The organism is Azospirillum sp. B510 (genome assembly GCF_000010725.1).
GTDB classification, from domain to species: domain Bacteria; phylum Pseudomonadota; class Alphaproteobacteria; order Azospirillales; family Azospirillaceae; genus Azospirillum; species Azospirillum lipoferum_B.
In genome coordinates, this window is record NC_013855.1 from 1,171,311 (window position 1) to 1,194,554 (window position 23,244).

20 protein-coding genes are annotated in these 23,244 nt (G+C 69.1%); 13 read left to right on the top strand and 7 right to left on the bottom strand.

Annotated features, from left to right (window positions below; all coding sequences use genetic code 11):
* The first annotated feature begins 2 nt into the window (after window positions 1-2).
* On the top strand, window positions 3-1,232 hold the full coding sequence (locus AZL_RS20125; RefSeq protein ID WP_012976308.1) for an MFS transporter: 1,230 nt from the start codon (window positions 3-5) through the stop codon (window positions 1,230-1,232).
* A gap of 52 nt (window positions 1,233-1,284) precedes the next feature.
* Window positions 1,285-2,748, top strand: coding sequence for an amidase (locus AZL_RS20130; protein WP_012976309.1), 1,464 nt, complete (start codon window positions 1,285-1,287; stop codon window positions 2,746-2,748).
* A 21-nt stretch (window positions 2,749-2,769) separates the two neighbouring features.
* Here AZL_RS20130 and AZL_RS20135 read toward each other — a convergent pair whose 3' ends face one another.
* On the bottom strand, window positions 2,770-3,723 hold the full coding sequence (locus tag AZL_RS20135) for a helix-turn-helix domain-containing protein (RefSeq protein WP_042444332.1): 954 nt from the start codon (window positions 3,721-3,723) through the stop codon (window positions 2,770-2,772).
* 418 nt (window positions 3,724-4,141) lie between these two features.
* Window positions 4,142-5,209, bottom strand: a complete 1,068-nt coding sequence (locus tag AZL_RS20140) for a hypothetical protein (RefSeq protein WP_042444333.1) — start codon at window positions 5,207-5,209, stop codon at window positions 4,142-4,144.
* A 481-nt stretch (window positions 5,210-5,690) separates the two neighbouring features.
* Here AZL_RS20140 and AZL_RS20145 point away from each other — a divergent pair, with 481 nt between their 5' ends.
* Together AZL_RS20145 and pyk are read left to right on the top strand one after the other, a co-directional pair.
* Window positions 5,691-6,791, top strand: a complete 1,101-nt coding sequence (locus AZL_RS20145) for an aldose epimerase family protein (RefSeq protein WP_012976312.1) — start codon at window positions 5,691-5,693, stop codon at window positions 6,789-6,791.
* A 78-nt stretch (window positions 6,792-6,869) separates the two neighbouring features.
* A complete protein-coding gene (gene pyk, locus AZL_RS20150; protein WP_012976313.1) occupies window positions 6,870-8,369 on the top strand; it encodes a pyruvate kinase in 1,500 nt (499 codons plus the stop codon).
* A gap of 185 nt (window positions 8,370-8,554) precedes the next feature.
* Here the strand turns inward: pyk and AZL_RS20155 are convergent, their stop codons facing one another.
* Window positions 8,555-9,028: an Lrp/AsnC family transcriptional regulator gene (locus AZL_RS20155; protein WP_042444669.1), complete on the bottom strand. Its 474-nt coding sequence runs from the start codon at window positions 9,026-9,028 to the stop codon at window positions 8,555-8,557.
* Window positions 9,029-9,274: 246 nt separating this feature from the next.
* On the opposite strand from AZL_RS20155, the gene AZL_RS20160 reads away from it, so the two are divergent.
* Window positions 9,275-10,249, top strand: a complete 975-nt coding sequence (locus AZL_RS20160; RefSeq protein ID WP_012976315.1) for a DMT family transporter — start codon at window positions 9,275-9,277, stop codon at window positions 10,247-10,249.
* Window positions 10,250-10,273: 24 nt separating this feature from the next.
* Here the strand turns inward: AZL_RS20160 and atzF are convergent, their stop codons facing one another.
* Genes atzF through AZL_RS20175 form a run of 3 tightly spaced genes read right to left on the bottom strand, consistent with a single transcriptional unit; the run spans window position 10,274 to window position 13,760 of the window.
* Window positions 10,274-12,100, bottom strand: coding sequence for an allophanate hydrolase (atzF, locus tag AZL_RS20165; RefSeq protein ID WP_012976316.1), 1,827 nt, complete (start codon window positions 12,098-12,100; stop codon window positions 10,274-10,276).
* Window positions 12,101-12,138: 38 nt separating this feature from the next.
* Window positions 12,139-13,548 (bottom strand): AtzE family amidohydrolase, encoded by a 1,410-nt coding sequence (locus tag AZL_RS20170; RefSeq protein WP_012976317.1) that lies wholly within the window; start codon window positions 13,546-13,548, stop codon window positions 12,139-12,141.
* Complete coding sequence (locus tag AZL_RS20175; RefSeq protein ID WP_042444335.1) at window positions 13,545-13,760, bottom strand: AtzG-like protein; 216 nt, start codon at window positions 13,758-13,760, stop codon at window positions 13,545-13,547. Before AZL_RS20175 ends, AZL_RS20170 begins: the two co-directional genes overlap by 4 nt.
* 153 nt (window positions 13,761-13,913) lie before the next feature.
* Between AZL_RS20175 and hpxZ the strand changes: the two genes are divergently transcribed.
* The 8 genes from hpxZ (at window position 13,914) to AZL_RS20215 (ending at window position 21,733) form a co-directional block, all read left to right on the top strand.
* Window positions 13,914-14,303 (top strand): oxalurate catabolism protein HpxZ, encoded by a 390-nt coding sequence (gene hpxZ / locus AZL_RS20180; RefSeq protein WP_012976318.1) that lies wholly within the window; start codon window positions 13,914-13,916, stop codon window positions 14,301-14,303.
* A 172-nt stretch (window positions 14,304-14,475) separates the two neighbouring features.
* Window positions 14,476-15,192, top strand: a complete 717-nt coding sequence (locus tag AZL_RS20185) for a GntR family transcriptional regulator (protein ID WP_012976319.1) — start codon at window positions 14,476-14,478, stop codon at window positions 15,190-15,192.
* A gap of 340 nt (window positions 15,193-15,532) precedes the next feature.
* On the top strand, window positions 15,533-16,660 hold the full coding sequence (locus tag AZL_RS20190; protein WP_012976320.1) for a BMP family ABC transporter substrate-binding protein: 1,128 nt from the start codon (window positions 15,533-15,535) through the stop codon (window positions 16,658-16,660).
* Between the two features lie 43 nt (window positions 16,661-16,703).
* Complete coding sequence (locus AZL_RS20195) at window positions 16,704-17,801, top strand: ABC transporter permease (RefSeq protein ID WP_042444337.1); 1,098 nt, start codon at window positions 16,704-16,706, stop codon at window positions 17,799-17,801.
* A gap of 2 nt (window positions 17,802-17,803) precedes the next feature.
* Entirely contained in the window at window positions 17,804-18,730 is a 927-nt protein-coding gene (locus AZL_RS20200; protein ID WP_012976322.1) for an ABC transporter permease, read from the top strand.
* 10 nt (window positions 18,731-18,740) lie between these two features.
* Window positions 18,741-19,424, top strand: a complete 684-nt coding sequence (locus AZL_RS20205; RefSeq protein WP_012976323.1) for a biuret amidohydrolase — start codon at window positions 18,741-18,743, stop codon at window positions 19,422-19,424.
* Window positions 19,425-19,429: 5 nt separating this feature from the next.
* Window positions 19,430-21,010 carry an ABC transporter ATP-binding protein gene (locus AZL_RS20210; protein ID WP_247894424.1) on the top strand — a complete coding sequence of 527 codons (1,581 nt, stop codon included), beginning with the start codon at window positions 19,430-19,432 and terminating at the stop codon, window positions 21,008-21,010.
* Window positions 21,011-21,055: 45 nt separating this feature from the next.
* Window positions 21,056-21,733 (top strand): cysteine hydrolase family protein, encoded by a 678-nt coding sequence (locus AZL_RS20215; protein ID WP_042444339.1) that lies wholly within the window; start codon window positions 21,056-21,058, stop codon window positions 21,731-21,733.
* Window positions 21,734-21,825: 92 nt separating this feature from the next.
* Here the strand turns inward: AZL_RS20215 and AZL_RS20220 are convergent, their stop codons facing one another.
* On the bottom strand, window positions 21,826-23,190 hold the full coding sequence (locus tag AZL_RS20220; protein ID WP_012976326.1) for an MFS transporter: 1,365 nt from the start codon (window positions 23,188-23,190) through the stop codon (window positions 21,826-21,828).
* Window positions 23,191-23,244: the final 54 nt, after the last annotated feature.

A 23,244-nucleotide genomic window follows, 5' to 3' on the forward strand; every position in this document is an offset into this window, starting at 1 on the left:
CAATGACCGAATCGTCCCACTCCACTCCCCTGCCCCAGCAACCCCGCCGCGCCACGGCGCGGCAAGGGGCGGTGATCCTGCTGGGCAGCAGCCTGACCATCGTCGGCGCGGTGATGGTCGCCCCGGTTCTGCCCAAGATCGGTGCCGAATTCGGACCGGTCACGCCGCAGGCCGACGCGCTGGTGCCGCTGGTGGTCGCCGGGCCGGCGCTGGCCATCGCCCTGTTCGCGCCGGTCGCCGGCTGGCTGGCCGACCATGTCGGGCGCAAATCGATGCTGATGCTGGGCACGCTGCTCTACGCCCTGTTCGGCGCGCTGCCCAGCCAGTTGGACGACCTGTCGCTGATCCTGCTGTCCCGTCTGGTCTTCGGCTGCGCCGAGGCGATGGTGATGACCTGCTGCACCACGCTGGTCGGCGATTACTGGAGCGGGACGGAACGGTCCCGCTACATCGGCCGGCAGGTGGTGACCATCGGCGTGGTCGGATCGCTGTTCTTCGTCATCGGCGGTGCGGCCGGTGAAAGCTCGTGGCGGGCTCCCTTCCTGCTCTATCTGCTGCCGCTTCTGCTGCTGCCGGCGATGGCGCTGGTGCTGTGGGAGCCGGTGCGCGCGTCACGCTCGCACCGTCCGAAAATGGCGTTCGACCGCGAAAGCCGGCGGATGATGGTCGTGGCCTGCACGCTGGTGTTCGTCGGCATGCTCGGCGCCAATGTCGTGCCGGTGCAGACCCCCGGCATCGTCGTCGCCCTCGGCATCACCTCCTCGACGCTGATCGGTCTGGCCGCTGGGCTTGGGCTCCTCGCCTCGCTGCTGGGGTCCATCCTGTGGCCGCCGCTGCGCCGGCTGATCGGAACCCGGATGGTCAACGCCCTGCTGCTGGCGCTGATGGCGGTCGGGCTGTGGATTCTGGTCCATGGCCAAAGCTATGAGCTGGTTCTGGTCGCCGTGGTCATCGGCGGCACCGGCGTCGGCCTGCTGGTGCCCAACGCGCTCGCCCCGCTGCTGGAACATCTGCCGGAGGTCGCCCGTGCCCGCGGAGTCGGCGGATTCACCTCCTGCCTCTATCTCGGCCAGTTCGGCAGCCCGCTGGTGATCGCGGCGATCGCCGGGCCGGCTCAGGGCGTTCCGGCGGCGATCAGCATCTTCAGCCTCGCCCTTCTGGCGGTGGCCGCGGTCTGGTTCGTCGTCGGCCTTCGCCGCGGCGTGCCGGCCGGCGAGGCCGGACCGGCCTGACCCCATCAATTCGGTCTCTTCACTTTTCCCATCGTTTCCTGGAGTTCATCCCATGCGACAAACGACATCCATTGCCCCATGGCACGACTCGTGGCGCGACGGCCTCGATCTGGCGGAGCGGATCCAAGCCGGGGAGGTCACCCCGCTGGAGGCGCTGGATGATGCCATCGCGCGGCTGGAGCGGGTCAACCCGACACTGAACGCCGTCGTCGAACCGCTGTTCGAAACGGCGCGCGAAACCGCCAGCCGGCGGACGTCCGGCGACGGCCCCTTCGCCGGGGTGCCGACCTTCATCAAGGATCTGTTCATGCCGGTGGCCGGGGCGCGCATGACCAACGGCTCGCGCCTGTTCGAGCCCGTGCGGGCGCCGGTCGACGCGGATTTCGTCCAAAGATTGCGCCAAGCCGGCATCGTCATCGCCGGCACCACCACCTCGCCGGAGTTCGGCACCTCCTTCGCCACCGAATCCCAGCTGTTCGGGGCCACGCGGAACCCCTGGTCGCCCGACCACACACCCGGCGGGTCGAGCGGCGGCGCCTCGGCCCTGGTGGCGGCGCGGGTGGTGCCCTTCGCCTATGGCAATGACGGCGGCGGGTCGCTGCGGGTCCCCGCCTCCTGCTGCGGTGTCTTCGGTCTGAAGCCGACGCGCGGGCGGGTTCCGCTCGGGCCGATGATCGGCGAGGGCTGGGCCGGCATGGGCGTCACCCACGCCATCACCCTGTCGGTACGCGACAGCGCGGCGTTGCTGGACGCCACCGCCGGCTACAGCGCCGGCGATCCCTATGCCGCGCCGACGCCGGACGGCCGCTTCCTCGACGCGGTGACGCGGCCGCCGAAGCCGCTGCGCATCGGTCTGGTGCGGTCGCTCGCCCCCTGGCCGACCCATCCCGACTGCCTCGCCGCCGTCGACCACAGCGTCCGCCTGTGCGAAAGCCTGGGGCACCGGGTGGAGGAGACCGAACTGCCGGTCAGCGCCGCCGACTTCTACGACGCCATCTTCACCATCATCGGCGCCCAGACCCGCCATCTGCTGGAGGTGGTCGGCGCCATGACCGGCCGCCCGGCGGACGAGAGCGTGCTGGAACCGCGCACCCGCGTCCTGCTGCGCGCCAAAGGCGGGGTCAGCGGTGCGGCCTATGCCGCCGCGGTGGATTCGATCCATGCGCTGGGACGGCGGATGGCCGGGCTGTTCGGCAGGTTCGACGTGCTGTTGACGCCAACCCTTGCCAAGCCGCCGGTCACCATCGGCGCGCTCGACATGGAGGACACGCAGACGCTGCCCGAGCTGATCGACCTGTTCCACAGCTTCTCGCCGATCACCCCGCTGTTCAACGCGACCGGACAGCCGGCGATGTCGGTCCCGCTGCACTGGAACGACGCCGGCCTGCCGATCGGCACGCAGTTCGCCGCCCCCTTCGGCGAGGAATCCCTGCTGTTCGCGTTGGCCGGACAATTGGAGGATGCCCAGCCCTGGCGCGACCGGGTGCCGCCGATCAACGCGCTCCAAGGTTTGTGAAAGCGGCTTCGCCGCCCGGGCTCAGGCGCGCGGGCGGCGAAGCGTTTCCGACGGCAGTTCCCCGAACAGGGCGCGATACTCGCTGGAAAACCGGCTCCAGTGCCAGAAGCCCCAGCGCGCGGCGATGTCGCCGATCGACACCGGCCCGGCGGCGGCCGTTTCCCGCGCGGCGCGCAAATCCCGCCGCACCCCGTTCAGGCGCGTGATGCGCAGGAACTGGGTCGGGCTGAAGCCGAAGCTGTCCTGGAAACAGTTCTGAAGCTTGCGACGGCTGACGCCGACATGCCGGCAGATGTCGTCGACCGTCGGCTGCCCTTCGGCATGGTCGAGCACGAAACTGCGGGCCTTGTCCGCCACCTTCTTCTGTGGCGGGGTGGCGTGGAGCGGTTCCCCCTCGTCCGCCACCAGGGCGTCGAGCAGCAGGTCGGCGATCTCGCTTTCCAGCGCGCTCCGGCTGCCGTCCTGATCCATGGCGCGGGAGAGGAACGGCAAATTTTCGAAGATGTTGGCGATGGCGTCCTTCAGTCTCATCATCTCCGGGGTGCAGTCGTACAGCCTCGGCCGCAGGGTGCGCAGCCGGCGGAACGCCAAGTCGCGCCCCTGGGTTTCAGCCATTTCCAGCAGCCATTGCCGATCCGCCGCGATACAGGCGAGATCGAGGGAGCGTGGGGTGCACAGCTCCGGCAACTCGCGGCCATCGGACACCAGGCAGGCGGGAAAGGTCAGCGGCCGTCCGGCGAAGCGGCCATCGCCCTCGGCATTCATCGGCAGATTGAACAGCACGGCGCCATCCCAGACCCGCCCCCGCTTGGCGAGCGCCGCATTGGCGACATCGCGCAGGATTTGCAGGCGATCGAGCTGGACATCGACCAGCCTGCCGTCGAAACGGCCGGCGGACAGCTGCGCGAACTCCATCGTCCACCCGCGCGCCTTGCCCGCATGTTCGCCGGCGTCGGACGAGCGGACCGTCGTCACCCGGGATCGGGCATGATCCTGCTGCCGGGCTTGCGACGGAAAAGGCTCCGTTGCCGAAGGATTGGGCGGGATGTTCAGCAAAGAAGCCCCTCCAGCAGACAAATGGATCTCAATCGGTCCGCAGGCCCGCTTCACAGGCCGGCAAAGCGGGGATTTGCAGGGACACACCAACCGGCATGCCGGAAAGGCCGACATCCCACTGCATGCATCATGCCATCAGTGTGTCGCATGACATCCGATGCGCGCAACCGATTGTTCATATAGCTGAAGATTGTCTCTGTCTTGATATTACGCATCAGATAATTGATAGATCGCGTCACCATGAGACTGGCGGTCGATCGAGTGGCCGAAGGCGATGTCGCTCGGCGCTTTGGTCAATCCCGACAAAGGAACGCGGACGGCGCTTCACCCCGAAGGCTCACTCACCACACCGTATGGCATCGAGCAGCATGATTTTCTCGATGTAGGTGCTGCGCACATACTCCGCCATCATGCGCTCTTGAATCAGGAACAGGTTTCGTCCCATCAGGCCCTGCCGTTCCCGGTTGGACATGGGCTCCAGGGTCAACGAGCGGTCGAGATGGTCCGGCAGATAGAAGGTTCGCAACATCGCATCGTTGTCCGCGTTGGCGAACGCAATCCCCTTCGCATAGTCGCGTACGATCTCTTCGGCGAGGTCATCGGCATCCAGCTTGCGGGAACAGCAGCGCCCGGAAAAGCTGAAGGACGCCGCGTTGTGAAAGTTCGACCCGTCGAGATAGCCGGGCCCGCCGAAATGGTCGTAGACGAAGACCGGCGTTCGGGCGGCAAGCGCGTACTGGACCGATTTGCCGATCGATATCACCAGATCGCTGCCATGCACCATCTCCGGCGTCACCAGCCGCTGTTCCGATCCGGACTTGCCGATATGGCGCACCTGAAAACGCGAAGACAATATTCCAGCCGCGGCCATCAGTGAGGGGTCCGCGTGGTTGGTGATGATCGTGATCGTCCTCAGCGTGCCGGAGGCGGAGGGGCGATCGCGGAAGAACGCCGCCGGAGCCGCGTTATGGAAGGTCGACACCGGAATCTGACCCCCGGTCAGCCGAAGATGCTCCGCCGTCAGAACAGAGTTGGCGAGGATGCGGTCGGCAAGAAGACGATCGTGCAGCCACCCGCCGCTTTCAAGAAACGAACGACGCGAGAGACGGCCGAACACAAAGGATGTCTTTTCCTTGGACTCACCATGTAATCGATAATTGAAGAGACCAGCAACCTGATGCTGCATGTAGGCGAGATCATAATCGAACGGAAAGATTCGCGCCGGCTCGTTTTCCACCGTGACACCCAGCCGACGTTCGAGCTCCCCCTGCATTGGCTGCCCGACCCAATTGGCAAATAACCGCACGCGATGGCCGAGAGACTGAAAATATTCAGCAAATTCAAGAATTATGACTTCGGATCCGGTAAAGTCATGCAGATGATTGGTAGCAAGAAGGATATCCATAGCCCGCCCCGAGCAAGAATCAGTCGCATAACTTATTGAATGTTTCAGACTCTTCAACAATTGCGCGGGGGTAGCAAAGGATCCGCCATAAAAAAACAAAAACCCCTGCATTATAGCAATTTATTATCGGAATTCGGACAGAACGACCCGCTGGACGACGGCAGCACCATGTCCGCCGAACCACTCACACGCTGTCGGAAAAGGTCTGACCGCCGCGTTCCATACAGGCTTCGCGCCTGTCGGCGCCGGTCCGCATCCGGGCCACACGCCCTGCGGCATACTGTCCGCACCCCCCGCGCTCCCCCGAACCAGTTTGCGCTTCTTCTGATATATTAATATAATAACCTCATCTTCCATCCGGTGAGGCCGAGCCATGACCGCGGACCCGTTGGAGACGGCGCTGCTCCTGCGCGCGGTGTTGATCCTGGGGCTGCTGCTTCTCGGCTTTTGCTAACTTTTTTCCCACAGGACTGCCTGGACCATGGTGACCCATACCGACCTCCGGCGCGAGGATTTCTCCGCCACCATCGACGGCAAGCCGGTGGATCTGTTCACCCTGCGCAACGGGCGCGGCATGGTGGCGCGCATCACCAATTACGGCGCCAAGATCGAACAGATCCTGGTCCCCGACCGCGACGGCGCGCTGGGCGACGTAGTCCAGGGCTATGACGGGATCGCCGGCGTGATGGGCGGGCAGGCCTCCATGGGGTCCTTCATCGGGCGCTATTGCGGGCGCATCGACGGCGGGCGCTTCACGCTCGACGGGGTGGCCCATCAGGCCGCGGTGAACAGTCCGCCCAACACCCTGCATGGCGGCCAGCGCGGATCGCGCTTCCGCGTCTTCGACGCCCGCCAGATCGACGGCGCCAGCCTGGAACTGACCTATGTCTTCCAGGATGGGGAGGAGGGCGTTCCCGGCACCCTGCCGCTGCGGCTGGTCTACAGCCTCGGCGACGACGACGCCCTGACCATCGCCTGGACCGCAGTGGCGGCCGATAGGACCACCATCGCCAACTTCACCGACCACACCTTCTTCAACCTGTCGGGCGATCTCGGGTCGTCGATCCTCGACCATGTCGCGACGATCCCGGCCCGGCGCTATCTGGCGCTGTCCGACAGTGGGGTGCCGACCGGCGAGATGGTGGAGGTCGCCGGCACGCCGCACGACTTCCGCGCCCCGACGGCGCTGGGCGCCCGTATCGGCGCCGACGACCGCATGCTGAGGCAGGGCCACGGCTATGACCTGCATTACGTGACCGACGGGCCGGCGGAGGGCGCCACCGGACAGGCGCCGGTCCTGCAGGCGCGCTTCCTGCACCCGGCCAGCGGCCGGACGCTGGAGGTGCTGTCCACCGAACCCGGCCTGCAACTCTACACCGGCAATTTCCTGGAGGGCAAAGCCCCACGCGACGTCGGCAAGGGCGGCATCCTCTACACCAAACACAGCGGCTTCTGCGCCGAACCGTCGAAATTCCCGAATTCCGTCAACATTCCCTCCTTCTGGACCTCCTTCCCCTCGACCGTGCTGCGTCCCGGCCAATGGACCACCGGGTCCATCGTCTACCGCTTCGGGGTGGCCTGATAGGGCGGCGCGCCCGCCACCCTCCCCCTGCCCGTCCCGCACGCTCCCCTTCCTCTTCCCCCCGGAGTCCCTTCCGTCATGAGCATCGCCAAGCCGATCCGCCGTTACCGGCAGACGAAGATCGTCGCCACGCTGGGTCCGTCCTCCTCCTCGCCCGAGATGATCCGCCGCCTGTTCGAGACCGGCGTCGATGTCTTCCGCCTGAATTTCAGCCATGGCAGCCACCAGGACCATGGCGAGCGCGTCCGCGCCATCCGCGCGCTGGAGGAGGAGACCGGCCGCCCCGTCGCCATCATGGCCGACCTGCAGGGGCCGAAGCTGCGGCTGGGCCGCTTCGCCGAGGGGCCGGTGACGCTGACCCCGGGCCAGTCCTTCCGCCTCGACCTGCTGGCGGAGCCGGGTGACGCCCGCCGCGTCGGCATGCCCCATCCGGAGATCTTCGCCGCCCTGGTGCCCGATGCCGAACTGCTGCTGGACGACGGCAAGGTGCGGCTGCGGGTGACCGCCTGCGGCGCCGATTTCGCCGAGACGGTGGTGGTTTCGGGGACGAAACTGTCCGACCGCAAGGGCGTCAACGTCCCCGGCGTGGTGCTGCCGCTGTCGCCGCTGACCGCCAAGGACCGCACCGACCTGGATTTCGCCCTCGGCCAGGAGGTGGACTGGGTGGCGCTCAGCTTCGTCCAGCGGCCGGAGGATGTGGCGGAGGCGCGCAAGCTGATCGACGGCCGCGCCGCCCTGATGTCGAAGCTGGAGAAACCGCAGGCGATCCAGCATCTGGACCGCATCGTCGAGATGTCGGACGGCGTCATGGTCGCGCGCGGCGATCTGGGCGTCGAGATGCCGCCGGAGGATGTGCCGTCGATCCAGAAGCGGATCATCCGGTCCGCCCGTCTGGCCGGCAAGCCGGTGATCGTCGCCACCCAGATGCTGGAATCGATGATCTCCGCCCCCGCCCCGACACGGGCCGAGGCGTCGGATGTCGCCACCGCCGTGTTCGACGGCGCCGATGCCGTGATGCTGTCGGCGGAGACCGCCTCGGGCGACTATCCGGTTGAGGCGGTGTCGATCATGGACCGCATCGCGCGGCGGGTGGAGGGCGATCCGCTCTATCGCACCATGATGGACGCCCAGCATGCCGACCCGGAACAGACGGACTCGGACGCCATCACCGCCGCCGCCCGTCAGGTCGCCCACACGGTCAAGGCGGCGGCCATCGCCACCTATACCACCAGCGGCTCCACCACGCTGCGGGCGGCGCGCGAGCGGCCTGAAGTGCCGATCCTCTGCCTGACCGAACGGCCCACCATCGCCCGCCGCCTGGTGCTGGCCTATGGCGTCCATGCCGTGCTGACGGAGGATGTGCAGAACTTCTCCGACATGGTGCACAAGGCGGCGCGGCTGGCCTATGTCCATGGGCTGGCGGAGGAGGGGCAGCGGCTGGTCATCACCGCCGGCGTGCCGTTCGGCATGCCGGGATCGACCAACATCCTGCGCATCTCCTGGGTCGAACGGCCGACCCGCCCGGATCTCTCCGGCGAAGTCCAGGCCCGGCAGCCGATGGTCCTGACCGAGGCGTAAGAGCGGACGCCCGAGGCCCCGGTCTCCAGGGACCATGTTCCGCGCCGAACCATCGGGCGTGAAGTCTGACATGTCAGGCTTCACGCCCGCCTTGCTTCGTCTTGTTTCGCCTTGTGCGGCGGCCGACACCATCCGTCGGCGACGGCGTCAGGCCACCCCGATCGGCACCACCAATCAGCCCCCGATCAGTCGTCGATGGGGATTCTGGTCTCGTATTTGACCCGGCTGATCACCGTGTGGGTGATGAAGCGCCGGACCAGCGGGCTGGCGTAGAGCGCCGTCCGCGCGAATTCCTCGAATTCGGTCATGCTCCTGACGCAGAGCACCAGAACATAGTCGGTCGATCCGGTGACCAGATAGCACTGCATCACGCAGTCCTGGGCGTGGATGGTCTTCTCGAAGGCATCCATCAACACCCGGTCATCACCCTTCAGCTCGACGCTGACGATCAGCTGGATATGGCCGCCGAGCTTGCCGGGATCGACGATCGCGACATCCCTGGTGATCACCCCGGCCTCGCGCAACCGCCGGACCCGGCGCAGGCAGGTGGGCGGCGACACCGCGACCGCGTCGGCAAGCTCCAGGTTGGTGATCTGGCTGTTCCCCTGAAGCAGCTTGATGATCTTGCGGTCGATACGGTCGAGTTCGATGTCCGGCATGAGGCGATTGCCCGTGCGAAGCGATTTCACACTTATGGGGGGCGCGCCTCCCATCGTCAATTTTCCATCATGGCAAATCCGGTGGCGGAATTAGAAATTTAAGACCACCCGAATGACGCTACAGTCCGCTCACCACGACGCAGTGAACCGCTCCACCCCGCCCATGGTTTCAAAACAGGACCCGACCATCCCCATCGGGCCGGTGGATGCGCGCCCCTGACCAGGACAGACGCAGGAGCGTTTTCGATGCCCACCACTTCCATCGTGACCGCCGGTCCGTCGCGCGCCGGGACGAACCCGGCGCTGGCGTCCCTGCTGGCGGGCGCGCTCGCCATCGCGCTCGCCCCCATCCTGGTGCGGGTCAGCGAACTGGAGCCGGTCGCCACCGCCTTCCACCGTCTGGTCATCGCGCTGCCCTTCTTCTGGCTCGGCATGCTCGCCGAACGCGAGGCGCCCAGAGCCGCAGGCAAACCAGCCGCAGGCACACCAGCCGCAGGCAGGCCCGTCACCCCCGCAGACATGGCGCTGATGGGGCTGGCCGGGATGATGCTGGCGGGAGATTTGGCACTCTGGCATCTCAGCATCACCATGACCTCGGTGGCCAAGGCGACGCTGTTCAACAACTGCGCGCCGGTCTTCGTCGCCCTGTTCGGCTGGCTGCTGTTCGGCGAGCGGATCGGCCTCGGCCTGATCGTCGCCCTCGCGGTGTCGCTGTCCGGCATGGCGCTGCTGATCGGGGGCGGGCTGGTCGAGGGCGGGCTGGTCGCGCCGGTGGGAAGTGCGGCGGAGGGGCAATGGCGCGGCGACGCCGTCGCGGTCGGCACCGCCGCCTTCTACGCCGTCTACCTGATGGCGGTGAAGCGCCTGCGGGCCGGCCATTCGACCAGCGTCATCATGGCGGGATCGAGCGCCGCCGCCGCCCTGGTGCTGGCGGCCGCCGCCTGGATCGAAGGCGGCCCGCTGCTGCCCGCCACCGCCTGGGGCTGGGCCGTGGTCCTGGCGCTTGGCGTCGCCTGCCATGTCATCGGCCAGGGCCTGATCACCCATGCGCTGGCCCATCTGCCGGTCACCTTCTCCTCCATCGGCCTGCTGATCCAACCGGTCGCGGCGGCAGGGTTGGCCTGGATGCTGTTCGGCGAGGCCCTGGGTCCGCTCCAGTGGCTCGGCGGCGGGCTGGCGCTGGCCGGCATCACGCTGGCCCGCCGCGGTTCCGGCCGCTGACATAAGCATGCCACCGGCCCCGGATCACCGGGCCAGATAGGCCAGCCAGCCGCCATATTCGGAAATCTCCGGGGCATCGGCGATGTCGGCCGCCTCGCACAGGAAGCCGCTGACCTTGCGGCCGTCGGCCAGTTCGACCGAGCCGATGCACAGCGGCCGCGGCAGCCCGGCGACAAAGCGGCCGAAAGCTTCCGGCGTCAACTCCCACAGCTCGCCGGCAATGGCCCGGCCGCCGGCCGCCACCCGCAGCATGCCGGGCCGCGCCGGCTCCCCCGGCAGGGCGTGGAGGCGGTAGTGCGGCGCCGTCGTCACCGTCCCGGCCAGCCGTCCGCCGAGGTCTGTCAGTTGCCGGTTCAGCGGCTGGCCGCTCAGATGCGCTCCCACCACCAGCAACGGAAGCAGCCCCGCCCCACCATGGGACGGCGGCCGGGCCGGCGGCAGCGGCAGCCCGGTCGCCCCCATCGCCACCCCCGCCGCCCGGTGCGCGGCGGCCGCCACCGTGGCGACGGCGGCTTCGCGGAAGGCGGGGGCGAGCAGCGTCAGCCCGGCCGGCCGGCCATCCGCCTGGAAGCCGCTGGGAATGGCGATGCCGCACAGGTCCAGCAGATTGGTGAAGTTGGTGTAGGTGCCGAGGTTGGTGTTGAGCGCGACGGGATCGGCCATCACCTCCGCCACCGTGTAGATCGTTCCGGTGGTCGGCACCGCCAGCAGGTCGATGGCGTCCCACACCGCCGCGGTGTCGCGGCGCAGAGCCTCCAGCCGGTACATGGCCCGGAAGCAGTCCACCGCGTCGTGCTTGTGGCCGCCTTCGATGATGCCGCGGGTCACCGCGAGCCCGGCATCGGTGTAATCCGCCAGAAACTCGCCCACCGCCGCCGTACGCTCCGCCACCCAGGGGCCGCTGTAGAGCAGGGCCGCCGTCTCGGCGAAGGGGGCGAAGTCGACCGGCACAGCCACGCCGCCCAGCCCCGTCAACCGGTCAAGCGCCTCGCGGTAAAGCCGCTCGGCCTCCACGTTGCCGAAGAAGCGGAGCTGGTCGGCCTGCGGAACGCCGAAGCGGAAGGGCGCGCGCAGGGCGGCCGGGACCGGTGGCGCCGCCCGGCTGTAGGCGTCGAGCGGATCGGGTGCCGCCATCACCGCCAGCACGTCCATCGCGTCCTCCACCGTCAGGGCGAAGACCGATACGCAATCCAGCGAACGGCAGGCCGGGACCACCCCGGCGGTGCTGACCAGCCCCTTGGTCGGCTTCAGCCCGACGATGTTGGTGAAGGCGGCCGGGACCCGGCCCGACCCTGCGGTGTCGGTGCCCAGCGCGAAGCCGACCAGCCCCGACGCCACCGCCACCGCCGATCCGGAGCTGGAGCCGCCGGGAACGCACAGCGGGTCGATCGGGTTGCGCGCGACGCCGTAGGGCGAGCGGACGCCGACCAGCCCGGTGGCGAACTGGTCGAGGTTGGCCTTGCCGACCAGAATCGCCCCGGCGTCGAGCAGGCGTTGCACGGCCGTCGCCGTGTCGGTCGCGGTGTAGGTGTATTCCGGACAGGCGGCGGTGGTCGGCAGGCCGGCGACATCGATGTTGTCCTTCACCGCGAAGGGAACGCCATAGAGCGGCAGCGCCGCCCGCTCCGCCGGTGTCAGCGCCTCCAGCGCCGCCGCCCGCGCCAGCAGGTCGGCGTCCGGCACCCGGTAAATCCACACATGATCCTCGCCCGCCGCCGCGATGCGGTCCAGCACGGCGCGGACGACGACGCCCGGTGTCAGCGTCCCGTCACGGTATGCCGCGCCCAGCGAGGCGAGATCGAGACGGAGGGGGCCGCGACCGTCGGCGGCGCTGGGGGCGAGCGTGGACATGGGAAAGCTCCTGGATCGGTGGGCGGACAGGTGACGGTTCAGAGGCCGACAGGCTCGGCCAGCGGTGCCTGGGCAAGGCCGAGCCGTTCCAGTTCGGCGGCGACCCTCAGGCAGGTCTCTTCGCGCCAGGGGGCGGCGATGACCTGGATGCCGATGGGCGGCGCGCCAGGCGGCGCCATCGGCACGGCGCAGACCGGCAGGCCGATGCAGGAGATCGGCTGGGTGAACAGGCCGAGATGCGGGCGCACCGGCATCTCGCGGCCGTCCAGCACCATCGTCTTCCGCCCGACCAGCGGCGCCGTGCAGGGGGTGGCCGGGGCCAGCAGCACGTCGACCTCGCGGAACAGCGCCATCACCCGGTCATGATACCAGCGCCGCACCCGCTGCGCCTGGACGTACCAGGCCGCCGGCAGCAAGGCGCCGGCGAGGAAGCGGTCGCGGGTGTCGGGATCGAAGTCGCCGGCCCGCGTCCGCAGCCGCTCCAGATGGAAGGCGGAGCTTTCGGCGTTGGTGATGATGTAGGCCGCCGCCCGGCCAAGCTCCGCCCCCGGCAACTCGACCACCCGGTCGGTGCCGAGCGCTTGGGCGGCGCGCGCCACGGCGTCATGCGCCTCCGGCTGGCCGCCGCGCGCGAAATAACCGCCGGCGACGGCGATGCGCAGCCCATCCAGGCCGGACGCGTCGAGCGCGGGCAGCGCCGGCTCCACCGGCCGGCCGGCGCAGGCGTGGTCGCCCTCGGCCGGCCCTTGCAGCACATCATAGGCCAGCGCCAGATCGCGCACCGAGCGGGCGAAGGGACCGAGATGGTCCAGGCTGTCGCAGAAGGGGAAGCTGCCATGCCGGGTCAGCCGCCCGTAGGTCGGCTTCAACCCGAAGATGCCGCAGAACGAGGACGGCACCCGGATCGACCCGTTGGTGTCGGACCCCAGCGACAGCGGCGCCAGCCCGGCCGCCGTCGCCGCGCCGCAACCCGACGACGAGCCGCCGGCCATCCGCGACGGGTCATGCGGGTTACGGCAGGCGCCGTCATGGGCGTTCTCGCCGGTGAAGTCATAGGCGTATTCGCCCATGTTGAGGCCACCGACCAGCACCGCGCCGGCCGCCGTCAGCCGTCGCAGCAGCACGGCGTCGGCCGTGGCCGGCGGACGGTCCCGATTGATGCGCGAGCCGGCGCGGGTCGGCAGCCCGCCGATGTCGAACAGGTTCTTGACCGCCACCGGCACCCCGGCGAGCGGGCCGGGATCGGCCCCGGCGGCGATGCGCGCGTCAAGCTCCGCCGCCTCCCGCCGGGCGCGGTCGGCGGTGACGTCGGTGAAGGCGTTCAGCACCGGGTTCAGCCGCGCGATGCGGTCCAGCGCCGCCTCGGTGACGGCGGTGGCGGACAGGCCGCCGCCACGCACCGCCGCGGCGATCTCCCAGGCGGGCCGCGCCAGGATGCCGGCGCTCATGCGTCACCCGACGCCGCGGGGCCGGGCCGGAACACCGGGGCGGGGTCGAGCGCGTCGTCGGCCAGCGGGGCGGCCATCAGCGCCGCGGCCATGCCGCGGGCCAGCGTCAGGAAAGCCGCCACCCCCGGCTTGTGGGCGTCGGCGATAACCAGCCCGCAGGCGGGAGCCATCGTCTCCATATGGCGAAGCGGGTCGAACTCGGGATCGGTCATGCGGCAGGGACTCCCGTCGAAAGAGCGCTGGGACAAATGCGATGAGTGGGGTGGCCGAAGCTGGCTTGCATGCAGTCTTGCATGCAATATGGCGGGACGCCACCTGTTTGCTGATGGAAAGGACGAATGATCATGGATCCGCAGGACAGCGCGATGGACGATATGGAGGTCAACCGGCCCGAGGTGGTCGCCGCGGTGACGGCGGCGTTCGAGCGTTACGAGGCGGCGCTGATGACCAACGACGTCGCCACCCTGAACGCGCTGTTCTGGCGGGATCCGCGCACGGTACGCTTCGGCGCCGACGGTCCGGCCTACGGCTTCGACGCCATCGCCGCCTTCCGCAGCGGGCGCGACGTATCGGGCCTCGCCCGCGTGCTGGAGAGCGTGGTGATCACCAGCTTCGGCGACCGCTTCGCCACCGCGCTGTGCGCCTATCGCCGCACCGCCACCGGCCGCGTCGGCTGGCAGAGCCAGAGCTGGGTGCGGATGGCCGAGGGCTGGCGGATCGTCGCCGCCCATGTCAGCCTGGAACCGGCGCCTTGACGGCCCGGCCTCCGGCACCGCGCCGCCCCCTGCGCCGTCCCCTGCGCCGCACGGACTGGCTGCGGCGATACGCAAGGCTGGAACCATCGCGCGCATCCCATGTATACCACGGCGGCGCACCCGGACGACGGCGTCCGGGCGCCGGATCCGCGGGACGAGGATACACCCAGTCATGAGCTTGCAGGCTGAACCCGGTTTACGCCTGGAACAGGACGATGCCGCCGAGCCGCTGGACCGCCAGTCGCGCGGCACGCTGGCGGAAACCCTGCGGCGGCACTTGGCCGACGACATCCTGGATGGCCGCCTGCTGCCCGGCATCCGCCTGGACGAGCATGAACTGGCCGCCCGCTTCGGCGTCTCCCGCACCCCGGTGCGCGAGGCGTTCAAGCTGCTGGCCGCGACCGGGCTGGTCCAGGTGCGCCCCAACAAGGGCGTCGTCGTCACCTCCATCACCCCGGAACGGCTGGCCGAGATGTTCGAGGTGATGGGCGAGATCGAGGCGGCCTGCGCCCGGTTCGCGGCACTGCGGATGACGGAGGAGGAGCGCGGGCGGTTGGCCGCCCTGCATGCCGAGGCCGGGGCACTGGCCCGCGCCGGCGACCGCGAGGGCTATGACGGCATGAACACCCGGTTCCATTCCGCCATCTATGCCGGGGCGCACAATGATTACATGCAGGAGACCGCCCAGGCGATCCGCCAGCGCCTGCGCCCGTTCCGCCGTGCCCAATTCCGCGTCACCGGCCGGCTGTCGCTGTCCTGGCTGGAGCATGATGCGGTGGTGCGCGCCATCCTGCATCGCGACGGCGAGGCGGCCTATCACGCCTTGCGCCTGCACGTCACCACGGTCGGCGACGCCTCGGCCGGATATGTCGGACGATCGGCCGGCTGACCGGGCGGTGTATACGCCATCTTGCATGCACGAATGCATGCAAACCAGACAGAGTGATAACCCAGAAAATATCAATATAAATCAACATTATATGGATTCGTCACTGCCTGCAACACTGCCCGATGATAATGGGAATGGGACGGTACTGATCGTTTTGCAGGCAGATTCCGATGTAAAGACGTTAAAAACAGGCAGGCGAACGCGTCCATAGGCTGACCAAACAGCGTTCTTGAATGCAATCTGGCCGGATTCCAGCCACCGTCACCGCCCCGCCCTCCCCTGGCACAGGTTTTGCGGATGCTCCCGGCAAACCTGCACCACACGACAAGGGGTATGCACCATGGGCAACGCATTGCGCTTTTCCCGCCGCTCCGTCCTGAAGACGATGACGGCGGCCGGTGGGCTGGGGGCGCTCGGCGCCGGTCTGCCCTGGACGCCGGCGATGGCGAAGACCCTGGTGATCGGGTTCCTCTATGTCGGCCCGCGCGACGATTACGGCTACAATCAGGCCCATGCCGAAGGGGCCGCCGCCGTCAAGGCGATGCCCGGCGTCAAGGTGCTGGAGGAGGAGAAGGTCGCCGAAACCATCGACGTCGAGAACAGCATGGAGAGCATGATCAACCTCGACGGCGCCTCGCTGCTGTTCCCGACCTCCTTCGGCTATTTCGACCCCTATGTTCTGAAGGAGGCGAAGAAGCATCCCGACCTGACCTTCCTGCATTGCGGCGGGCTGTGGACGCCGGGCAAGCACCCGACCAACGTCGGCAGCTATTTCGGCTACATCGACGAGGCCGAATATCTGTCGGGCATCGTCGCCGCCTATGCCAGCAAGTCGAAGAAGCTGGGCTTCGTCGCCGCCAAGCCGATCCCGCAGGTGCTGCGCAACATCAACTCCTTCACGCTGGGCGCCCGCTCCGTCGACCCTGCCATCACCACGGCGGTGGTGTTCACCGGCGACTGGTCGATGCCGGTCAAGGAGGCGGAGGCGGCCAACAGCCTGATCGACCAGGGCGCCGACGTTCTGACCTGCCATGTCGACAGCCCCAAGGTGATCGTCGAGACCGCCGAGAAGCGCGGCGTCTTCTGCACCGGCTACCATGCCAGCCAGGCGACGCTGGCGCCCAAGGGCTATCTGACCGGCGCCGAATGGAACTGGGCCAAGGTCTATACCGACTTCGTGAAGATGGCGCAGGGCGGGATCGCGCCGCCCAACCTCGTGCGCGGCGGGCTGAAGGAGGGCATCATCAAGACCTCCCCCTATGGTGCGGCGGTGTCCGACGCCGCGCGCAAGCACGCCGACGAGGTGAAGGCCAAATTCATGGATGGCAGCTTCGTCATCTACAAGGGACCGATCAAGGACAACAAGGGCAACAGCGTGATCGCCGAGGGAAAGAGCCACGGCCAGACCGACATCGCGCTGGAATCGATGAACTGGCTGGTCGAGGGCGTGACCGGCTCGATCTCCTGACCGCCCTCTCCTGACCGCAGCAGAATAGCCGGGAGTGCCGCCGATGCGACCGTTCCTGCACGGTGCCGTGACCAGACTGTCCGCAACCCTGTCAGCCCTGGCGGTGCCGGTCGCGGCGGTGGCGGTGTCGCTCGCCCTGTTCGGCGCCTTCGTGGCGCTGGCCGGGGTCGATCCGGTGGAGATGTACCAGCTGATGTACCGGGGCGCCTTCGGCACCTGGTTCTCCTGGCAGAACACGCTGACCCGCGCGGCACCGTTGATCCTGGCCGCGCTCTGCACGGCGCTGCCGGCCCAGCTCGGGCTGGTGATCATCGGCGGCGAGGGCGCGCTGGTGCTGGGGGCGCTGGCGGCGGCGGCGACGGGCATGGCGCTGAACGGCGCGCCGGCGGCGCTGGTGCTGCCGGCGATGGCGCTGGCCGGCATGGCCGGCGGCGCGCTGCTGATCGGCGGGGCCGGGGCGCTGCGCCAGTGGCGCGGCGTCAACGAGACGATCTCCAGCCTGCTGCTGACCTACATCGCCATCGCCGTGCTGAACCACATGGTGGAAGGGCCGCTGAAGGACCCGTCCAGCCTCAACAAGCCCTCCACCCCGCCGCTGGCCGACGCCTACATGATCGGCACATTGCCGGGCAGCAGCGTCCATTGGGGGCTGGTGGTCGGCATCGTCTGCGCGGTGGCGGCCTGGGTGCTGATGCGGCGGACCACCTTCGGCTTCGCCGCCCGCATGGTCGGCGGCAACCCGCGCGCGGCGCGGATGGCCGGGCTGCCGGTCGGCCGGCTGCTGGTCGTCACCACCGCGCTGGCCGGGGCGGCGGCCGGGCTGGCCGGCATGGTGGAGGTCGCGGCGGTGCATGGCCGGGCCAGCGCCTCGCTGGTCGCCGGCTACGGCTCCACCGGCATCCTGGTCGCCTTCCTCGCCCGGCAGAACCCGCTGGCCGTCATTCCGGTCGCCGTGCTGTTCGGCGGCATCGGCGCCAGCGGCGGCCTGCTGCAACGCCGGCTGGATCTGCCCGACGCCTCGGTCCTGGTGCTTCAGGGCATCATCTTCGTCGTACTGCTGGCGAGCGAGGCGATGCGGGGCCGCCTGCGCCTGTTCGCCCTTCCCACCGGCACCGCCAACCCCACCCCCAAGGAGGCCTGAGCATGGACCAAGTGTCGCTGGGATGGTGGGGGGTGCCGCTGGCGGTGCTGGCCGGGGCCATCCGCGTTTCCACCCCCTTCCTGTTCGTCAGCCTCGGCGAATGCCTGACGGAGAAGAGCGGCCGCATCAATCTCGGCCTGGAGGGCACGCTGGTGATGGGCGCCATGAGCGGCTACGCCACCGCCTACCTGACCGGCAACCCGTGGGCCGGGGTGCTGGTCGCCGGGCTGGCCGGCTCCCTGCTCGGCACGCTGCACGCGGCGATCTGCGCGCTGGAGCGGGTGAACGACATCGCGGTCGGCATCGCCCTGATGCTGCTGGGAACCGGGCTCGCCTTCTTCCTCGGCAAGCCCTTCATCCAGCCACAGGCGCCGCAACTGCCGTCCATCCCGTTCGGCTGGTGGAGCAGCTCGGCGCAGGTGCGATCCGCGCTGGACATCAACCCGCTGTTCCTGGCCGGTCTGGCGCTGGCGCCGCTGCTGCTGTGGGGGCTGCGCACCACGCGCTGGGGCATGGTGCTGCGCATCGTCGGCGAGAGCGCCGAGGCGGCCCGCGCCATGGGCTATCCGATCAACCGGGTGCGCCTGCTCGCCACGGCGGCGGGCGGCTTCCTCGCCGGGGTCGGCGGCTCCTTCCTGTCGCTGTCCTACCCCGGCAGTTGGAACGAACGGCTGTCGAGCGGCCAGGGCATCACCGCGGTGGCGCTGGTCATCTTCGCCCGCTGGGACCCGGTGCTGTGCATCTGGGCCTCCCTGCTGTTCGGTGGAGCCGGGGCGCTGGGGCCTGCGCTGCAATCGGTCGGGGTGACGCAGGGCTACCACCTGTTCAATGCCGCACCCTATGTCCTGACGCTCGCCATCATGATCGCCACCTCGTCCTCGCGCCACCGGCTGGCCGGCGCGCCGGCCGAACTGTCCGTCACCCGATAGGAGACCCGCCATGACCGAACGTTTCGTGCCGGCCGCCCCCTATCCCTGGCCCTACAACGGCGACCTGACGCCGGCCAACACCGCGCTGATCGTCATCGACATGCAGACGGACTTCTGCGGCACCGGCGGCTATGTCGACAGCATGGGCTACGATCTGAGCCTGACCCGCGCGCCGATCGAGCCGATCCGGGCGCTGCTGGCGGCGATGCGGGCCGGCGGCTATCACATCCTGCACACCCGCGAGGGGCACCGGCCCGACCTGTCCGACCTGCCGGCGAACAAGCGCTGGCGGTCGCGGCGGATCGGCGCCGGCATCGGCGACCCCGGCCCCTGCGGCCGCATCCTGGTCCGCGGCGAACCGGGATGGGAGATCATCCCCGACCTGGCGCCGCTGCCCGGTGAACCGGTGATCGACAAGCCGGGCAAGGGCAGCTTCTGCGCCACCGACCTGGAGCTGATCCTGACGACGCGCGGCATCCGCAATCTGGTGCTGACCGGCATCACCACCGATGTCTGCGTCCACACGACGATGCGCGAGGCGAACGACCGCGGCTTCGAATGCCTGCTGCTGGCCGATTGCTGCGGCGCCACCGATCCCGGCAACCACGCGGCGGCGGTCAGGATGGTGACGATGCAGGGCGGCGTCTTCGGCGCCGTCGCCAACTCCCGCGATTTGATCGAGGCGCTGCCATGACCGTGATGTCCCGGATCGTCCCGTCGCCGCCCGCCATCCCCGTTGGCCTTGCCAGCGACGGCCCGCCGGCACCCGGACTGGAGGCGGTTGCGATCACCAAGCGGTTCGGCGCCTTCACCGCGCTCGACACCGTGTCACTGAAGCTGCGCCCCGGCACCGTCCATGCCCTTCTCGGCGAGAACGGCGCCGGCAAGAGCACGCTGGTGAAGTGCATCATGGGCTTCCATCGGCCGGACGAGGGCGCGGTGGTGGTCGGTGACCGCGAGGTGGTGATCGGCGACCCGCGCGCCGCCCAGATCCACGGGCTGGGCATGGTCTACCAGCATTTCACCCTGGTGCCGCGCATGACGGTGCTGGAAAATCTGGTGATGGCGCGGGCCAGCGTCCCCGCCGTGATCGACTGGCGGGCGGAGCGGCGGCGGCTGGCCGCCTTCCTCGACACCATGCCCTTCACCATCGACGTCGACGCGCCGGTCGCCACGCTCGCCGCCGGCGACAAGCAGAAGGCGGAGATCGTCAAGCAGCTCTACCTCGACGCCCGCGTGCTGATCCTCGACGAGCCGACCTCGGTCCTGACCCCGGACGAGGCCGACGAGACGCTGGGGCTGATCCGCGGCATGGCGCTGGCCGGACGGCTCAGCGTGCTGATCATCACCCACAAGTTCCGCGAGGTGATGGCCTTCGCCGACGATGTGACCGTGCTGCGGCGCGGCCGGCTCGCCGGGGCGGGCGCGGTCGCCGACCACACGCCCGACAGCCTCGCCCGGCTGATGATCGGCGACGGCGGCACGGCGGCGCCGGTCGAACGCCGCGGCCCGCCCGGAAGCGCGGCGCGGCTGCGGATATCCGGCCTGCGCGCCGACGACGACGGCGGCCTGCCGGCGCTGCATGGCGTCGATCTGACGGTGCGCATGGGCGAGATCGTCGGGGTCGCCGGGGTGTCCGGCAACGGGCAGGTCGAGCTGGTGCAGGTGCTGGCCGGCCAGCGCGCCGCCACCGCCGGCAGCGTGGAGGTCGGTGACGAGCCCTACCGGGCGACGCGGGAGGAGATGCGGCGCCACAAGGTCCATTGCCTGCCGGAGGAGCCGCTGCGCAACGCCTGCGTGCCCGGCATGAGCGTGGCGGAGAACATGGCCTTCCGCAGCTTCGACGAGCCGCCGATCACCCGGGGTGGCGGCTGGCTGGGCGGCTGGTGGCTCGATCCGGCGGCGATGCGCCGCGCGGCGCTCGACCTGATCGCCCGCTACCGGGTGAAGACCACCGGGCCGGATGCGCCGATCGCCACCCTGTCCGGCGGCAACGTCCAGCGCGCCGTACTGGCCCGTGAGCTGTCGCGCGAGGTCGATGTGCTGATCGCCGCCAATCCGGTGTTCGGCCTGGACTTCGCCGCGGTCGCCGACATCCATGCCCAGATCGTCGAGGCGCGCAACCGCGGCACCGCCGTGCTGCTGGTCAGCGAGGATCTCGACGAGCTGCTGGAACTGTCCGACCGGCTGGTGGTGATGTCGCATGGCGCCATCGTCCATGAGACCACCCCGGCCGCGGCCGACCTGACGGTGATCGGACGCCGCATGGCCGGCCACTGAGCATGATGATGATATGACGGACTGACTATGGATGGAACCGCCGCCATGCTGACGCTCCCCGCCCAGCCCTGCCCCTTCAGCTTTCCCTTGGCGCGGACGGCGCTGATCGTCATCGACATGCAGCGCGATTTCCTGGAGCCCGGTGGCTTCGGCGAGGCTTTGGGCAACGACGTGACGCAACTGCGCCCGTCGGTGGCGCCGACCCGCGCGCTGCTCGACGCCTTCCGCGCCCATGGGCTGCCGGTCATCCACACCAAGGAGGTCCATCGGCCCGACCTGTCCGACTGCCCGCCGTCCAAGCTCAACCGCGGCGGCGGGCCGCTGCGCATCGGCGATGCCGGGCCGATGGGCCGCATCCTGGTTGCGGGAGAGCCCGGCAGCGACATCATCCCGGAACTGGCCCCGTTGGCGGGCGAGATCGTGATCGAGAAGCCCGGCAAGGGCGCCTTCTACGCCACGCCGCTGGCGGACGTGCTGGCCGGACTCGGCACCAGCCATCTCGTCTTCGCCGGGGTCACCACCGAGGTCTGCGTGCAGACCACCATGCGCGAGGCCAATGACCGTGGTTTCGACTGCCTGCTGGTCGAAGACGCCACCGACAGCTATTTCCCGGCCTTCAAGGCGGCGACCCTGGCGATGATCCGCGCCCAGGGCGGCATCGTCGGCTGGACCGCTCCCAGCGCCGCGGTCCTGGCGGCGCTGGAAAGCCGCCGACAGTCATGACCGGAACGCGCCGAACGTTCCAGGCGAGGCGATGAGATGGACGGCCGCGCCGATGGCGGCCGTCCATCGCTTCGATCGGGGAGGATCGTCGTTCAGTGCGCCAGAGTGGCGGACACCGCCAGGGCGCCCATCGGCATCCGGTGTCTGCGCAGGGCGAAGACCGCCAGGGACGCCAGAAGGGCCGGCGCGACCGCGGCCAGCACGACGCCCTGGGCGCTCCAGCCGGCCCCGAGCAGCACGCCGCCGGCGACCGGGCCGATGATCGACCCGATGCGGCCGATGCCGAGCGCCCAACCCACGCCGGTCGAACGGATCGCCGTCGGATAGATGCCGGCGGCCAGCGCGTTCATGCCGATCTGGGCGCCGACGACGCCGAACCCCGCCAGGAAGACCGCCGGCATCAACAGCCACAGGTCATGCGCGCCGAAGGCGACACCGACGATGAACAGGGCCGAGGCGGCATAGGCGCTGCCCAGCACCAGATACGGGTTCATCCGGTCGATCATGCGGCCCAATGCTATGGCACCGACCACACCACCGAGATTCAGCACGGCGGTCGACAGGATCGCGGTACCGATCGGCATGCCGCTGGCGCGCAGCAGCGACGGCAGCCAGTTGACCAGGAAATACATGACCAGCAGGTTCATGAAGAAGGCCGCCCACAGCAGGAGGGTGGTGCGGGCCCGCCCATCCTGGAACAGCTTGGCGACGGTGAAGCCGGCGGCCTTCGGTTCATGCAGGACGAAGCCGCTGGCCGCCTCGATGCGCGGGACGTTGTCCGGGTCGAGACGCCGGAGGATCGCGGCGATCCGCTCCCGCGGGGCGTTGCTGGCGACCAGATAGCGCACCGACTCCGGCAGGAAGGCGATCAGAACCATCAGCACGGCCAACGGGGCGATGCCGCCGATGATGAAGACCGACGGCCAGCCGAAGGCACCGATCAGCGGCGCGCTGATGACGCCGCCGACGGTGGAGCCGAAGGGAAAGCCGCAGAACATCACGGTGACCAGCGTCGCCCGCAGCCGTGCCGGGGCATATTCGGAGGTCAGCGCGATGATGTTGGGCATCGCCCCGCCCAGCCCGACGCCGGTCAGGAAACGATAGAGCAGCAATTCGTTCATCGTGCCGGCCCAGGCGGTCACCAGCGAGAAGACGCCGAAGATCAGCATGGAGAGCAGGATGATGCTCTTGCGCCCGAAACGGTCGGCGGCCGGGCTGAGGATGAAGGCGCCGACGGTGAGGCCGGCGAGGCCGGCGCCGAAGATCGGGCCGAAGCCGGCGACGTTCATCCCCCATTGCTCGGCGATGACCGGCGCCACATAGGCGATGGCCTGGGTGTCGAAGCCGTCCAGAAGCGCGATCAGCGCGCACAGCGCGGTGATCAGGAACTGGAACCGGCCAAACCGCGCGCGTTCGATCGCCGCGGTCACGTCGATGACGTGCTGCTGTCCGGGCATGTGCCCCTCCCAATGATGTTCGGTGTCCGGTCCGGATCGTTGTCCGGCCGGCCG

Excerpts from the sequence above, each read along its gene's own strand:
- AZL_RS20190 (WP_012976320.1), top strand. The coding sequence starts at position 15,533 with ATGGGCAACGCATTGCGCTTTTCCCGCCGCTCCGTCCTGAAGACGATG.
- atzF (WP_012976316.1), bottom strand. The coding sequence starts at position 12,100 with ATGTCCACGCTCGCCCCCAGCGCCGCCGACGGTCGCGGCCCCCTCCGT.
- pyk (WP_012976313.1), top strand. The coding sequence starts at position 6,870 with ATGAGCATCGCCAAGCCGATCCGCCGTTACCGGCAGACGAAGATCGTC.
- AZL_RS20210 (WP_247894424.1), top strand. The coding sequence starts at position 19,430 with ATGTCCCGGATCGTCCCGTCGCCGCCCGCCATCCCCGTTGGCCTTGCC.
- AZL_RS20220 (WP_012976326.1), bottom strand. The coding sequence starts at position 23,190 with ATGCCCGGACAGCAGCACGTCATCGACGTGACCGCGGCGATCGAACGC.
- hpxZ (WP_012976318.1), top strand. The coding sequence starts at position 13,914 with ATGGACGATATGGAGGTCAACCGGCCCGAGGTGGTCGCCGCGGTGACG.
- AZL_RS20200 (WP_012976322.1), top strand. The coding sequence starts at position 17,804 with ATGGACCAAGTGTCGCTGGGATGGTGGGGGGTGCCGCTGGCGGTGCTG.
- AZL_RS20155 (WP_042444669.1), bottom strand. The coding sequence starts at position 9,028 with ATGCCGGACATCGAACTCGACCGTATCGACCGCAAGATCATCAAGCTG.
- AZL_RS20205 (WP_012976323.1), top strand. The coding sequence starts at position 18,741 with ATGACCGAACGTTTCGTGCCGGCCGCCCCCTATCCCTGGCCCTACAAC.
- AZL_RS20140 (WP_042444333.1), bottom strand. The coding sequence starts at position 5,209 with ATGGATATCCTTCTTGCTACCAATCATCTGCATGACTTTACCGGATCC.
- AZL_RS20170 (WP_012976317.1), bottom strand. The coding sequence starts at position 13,548 with ATGAGCGCCGGCATCCTGGCGCGGCCCGCCTGGGAGATCGCCGCGGCG.
- AZL_RS20145 (WP_012976312.1), top strand. The coding sequence starts at position 5,691 with ATGGTGACCCATACCGACCTCCGGCGCGAGGATTTCTCCGCCACCATC.
- AZL_RS20125 (WP_012976308.1), top strand. The coding sequence starts at position 3 with ATGACCGAATCGTCCCACTCCACTCCCCTGCCCCAGCAACCCCGCCGC.
- AZL_RS20160 (WP_012976315.1), top strand. The coding sequence starts at position 9,275 with ATGCCCACCACTTCCATCGTGACCGCCGGTCCGTCGCGCGCCGGGACG.
- AZL_RS20195 (WP_042444337.1), top strand. The coding sequence starts at position 16,704 with ATGCGACCGTTCCTGCACGGTGCCGTGACCAGACTGTCCGCAACCCTG.
- AZL_RS20175 (WP_042444335.1), bottom strand. The coding sequence starts at position 13,760 with ATGACCGATCCCGAGTTCGACCCGCTTCGCCATATGGAGACGATGGCT.
- AZL_RS20185 (WP_012976319.1), top strand. The coding sequence starts at position 14,476 with ATGAGCTTGCAGGCTGAACCCGGTTTACGCCTGGAACAGGACGATGCC.
- AZL_RS20215 (WP_042444339.1), top strand. The coding sequence starts at position 21,056 with ATGCTGACGCTCCCCGCCCAGCCCTGCCCCTTCAGCTTTCCCTTGGCG.
- AZL_RS20130 (WP_012976309.1), top strand. The coding sequence starts at position 1,285 with ATGCGACAAACGACATCCATTGCCCCATGGCACGACTCGTGGCGCGAC.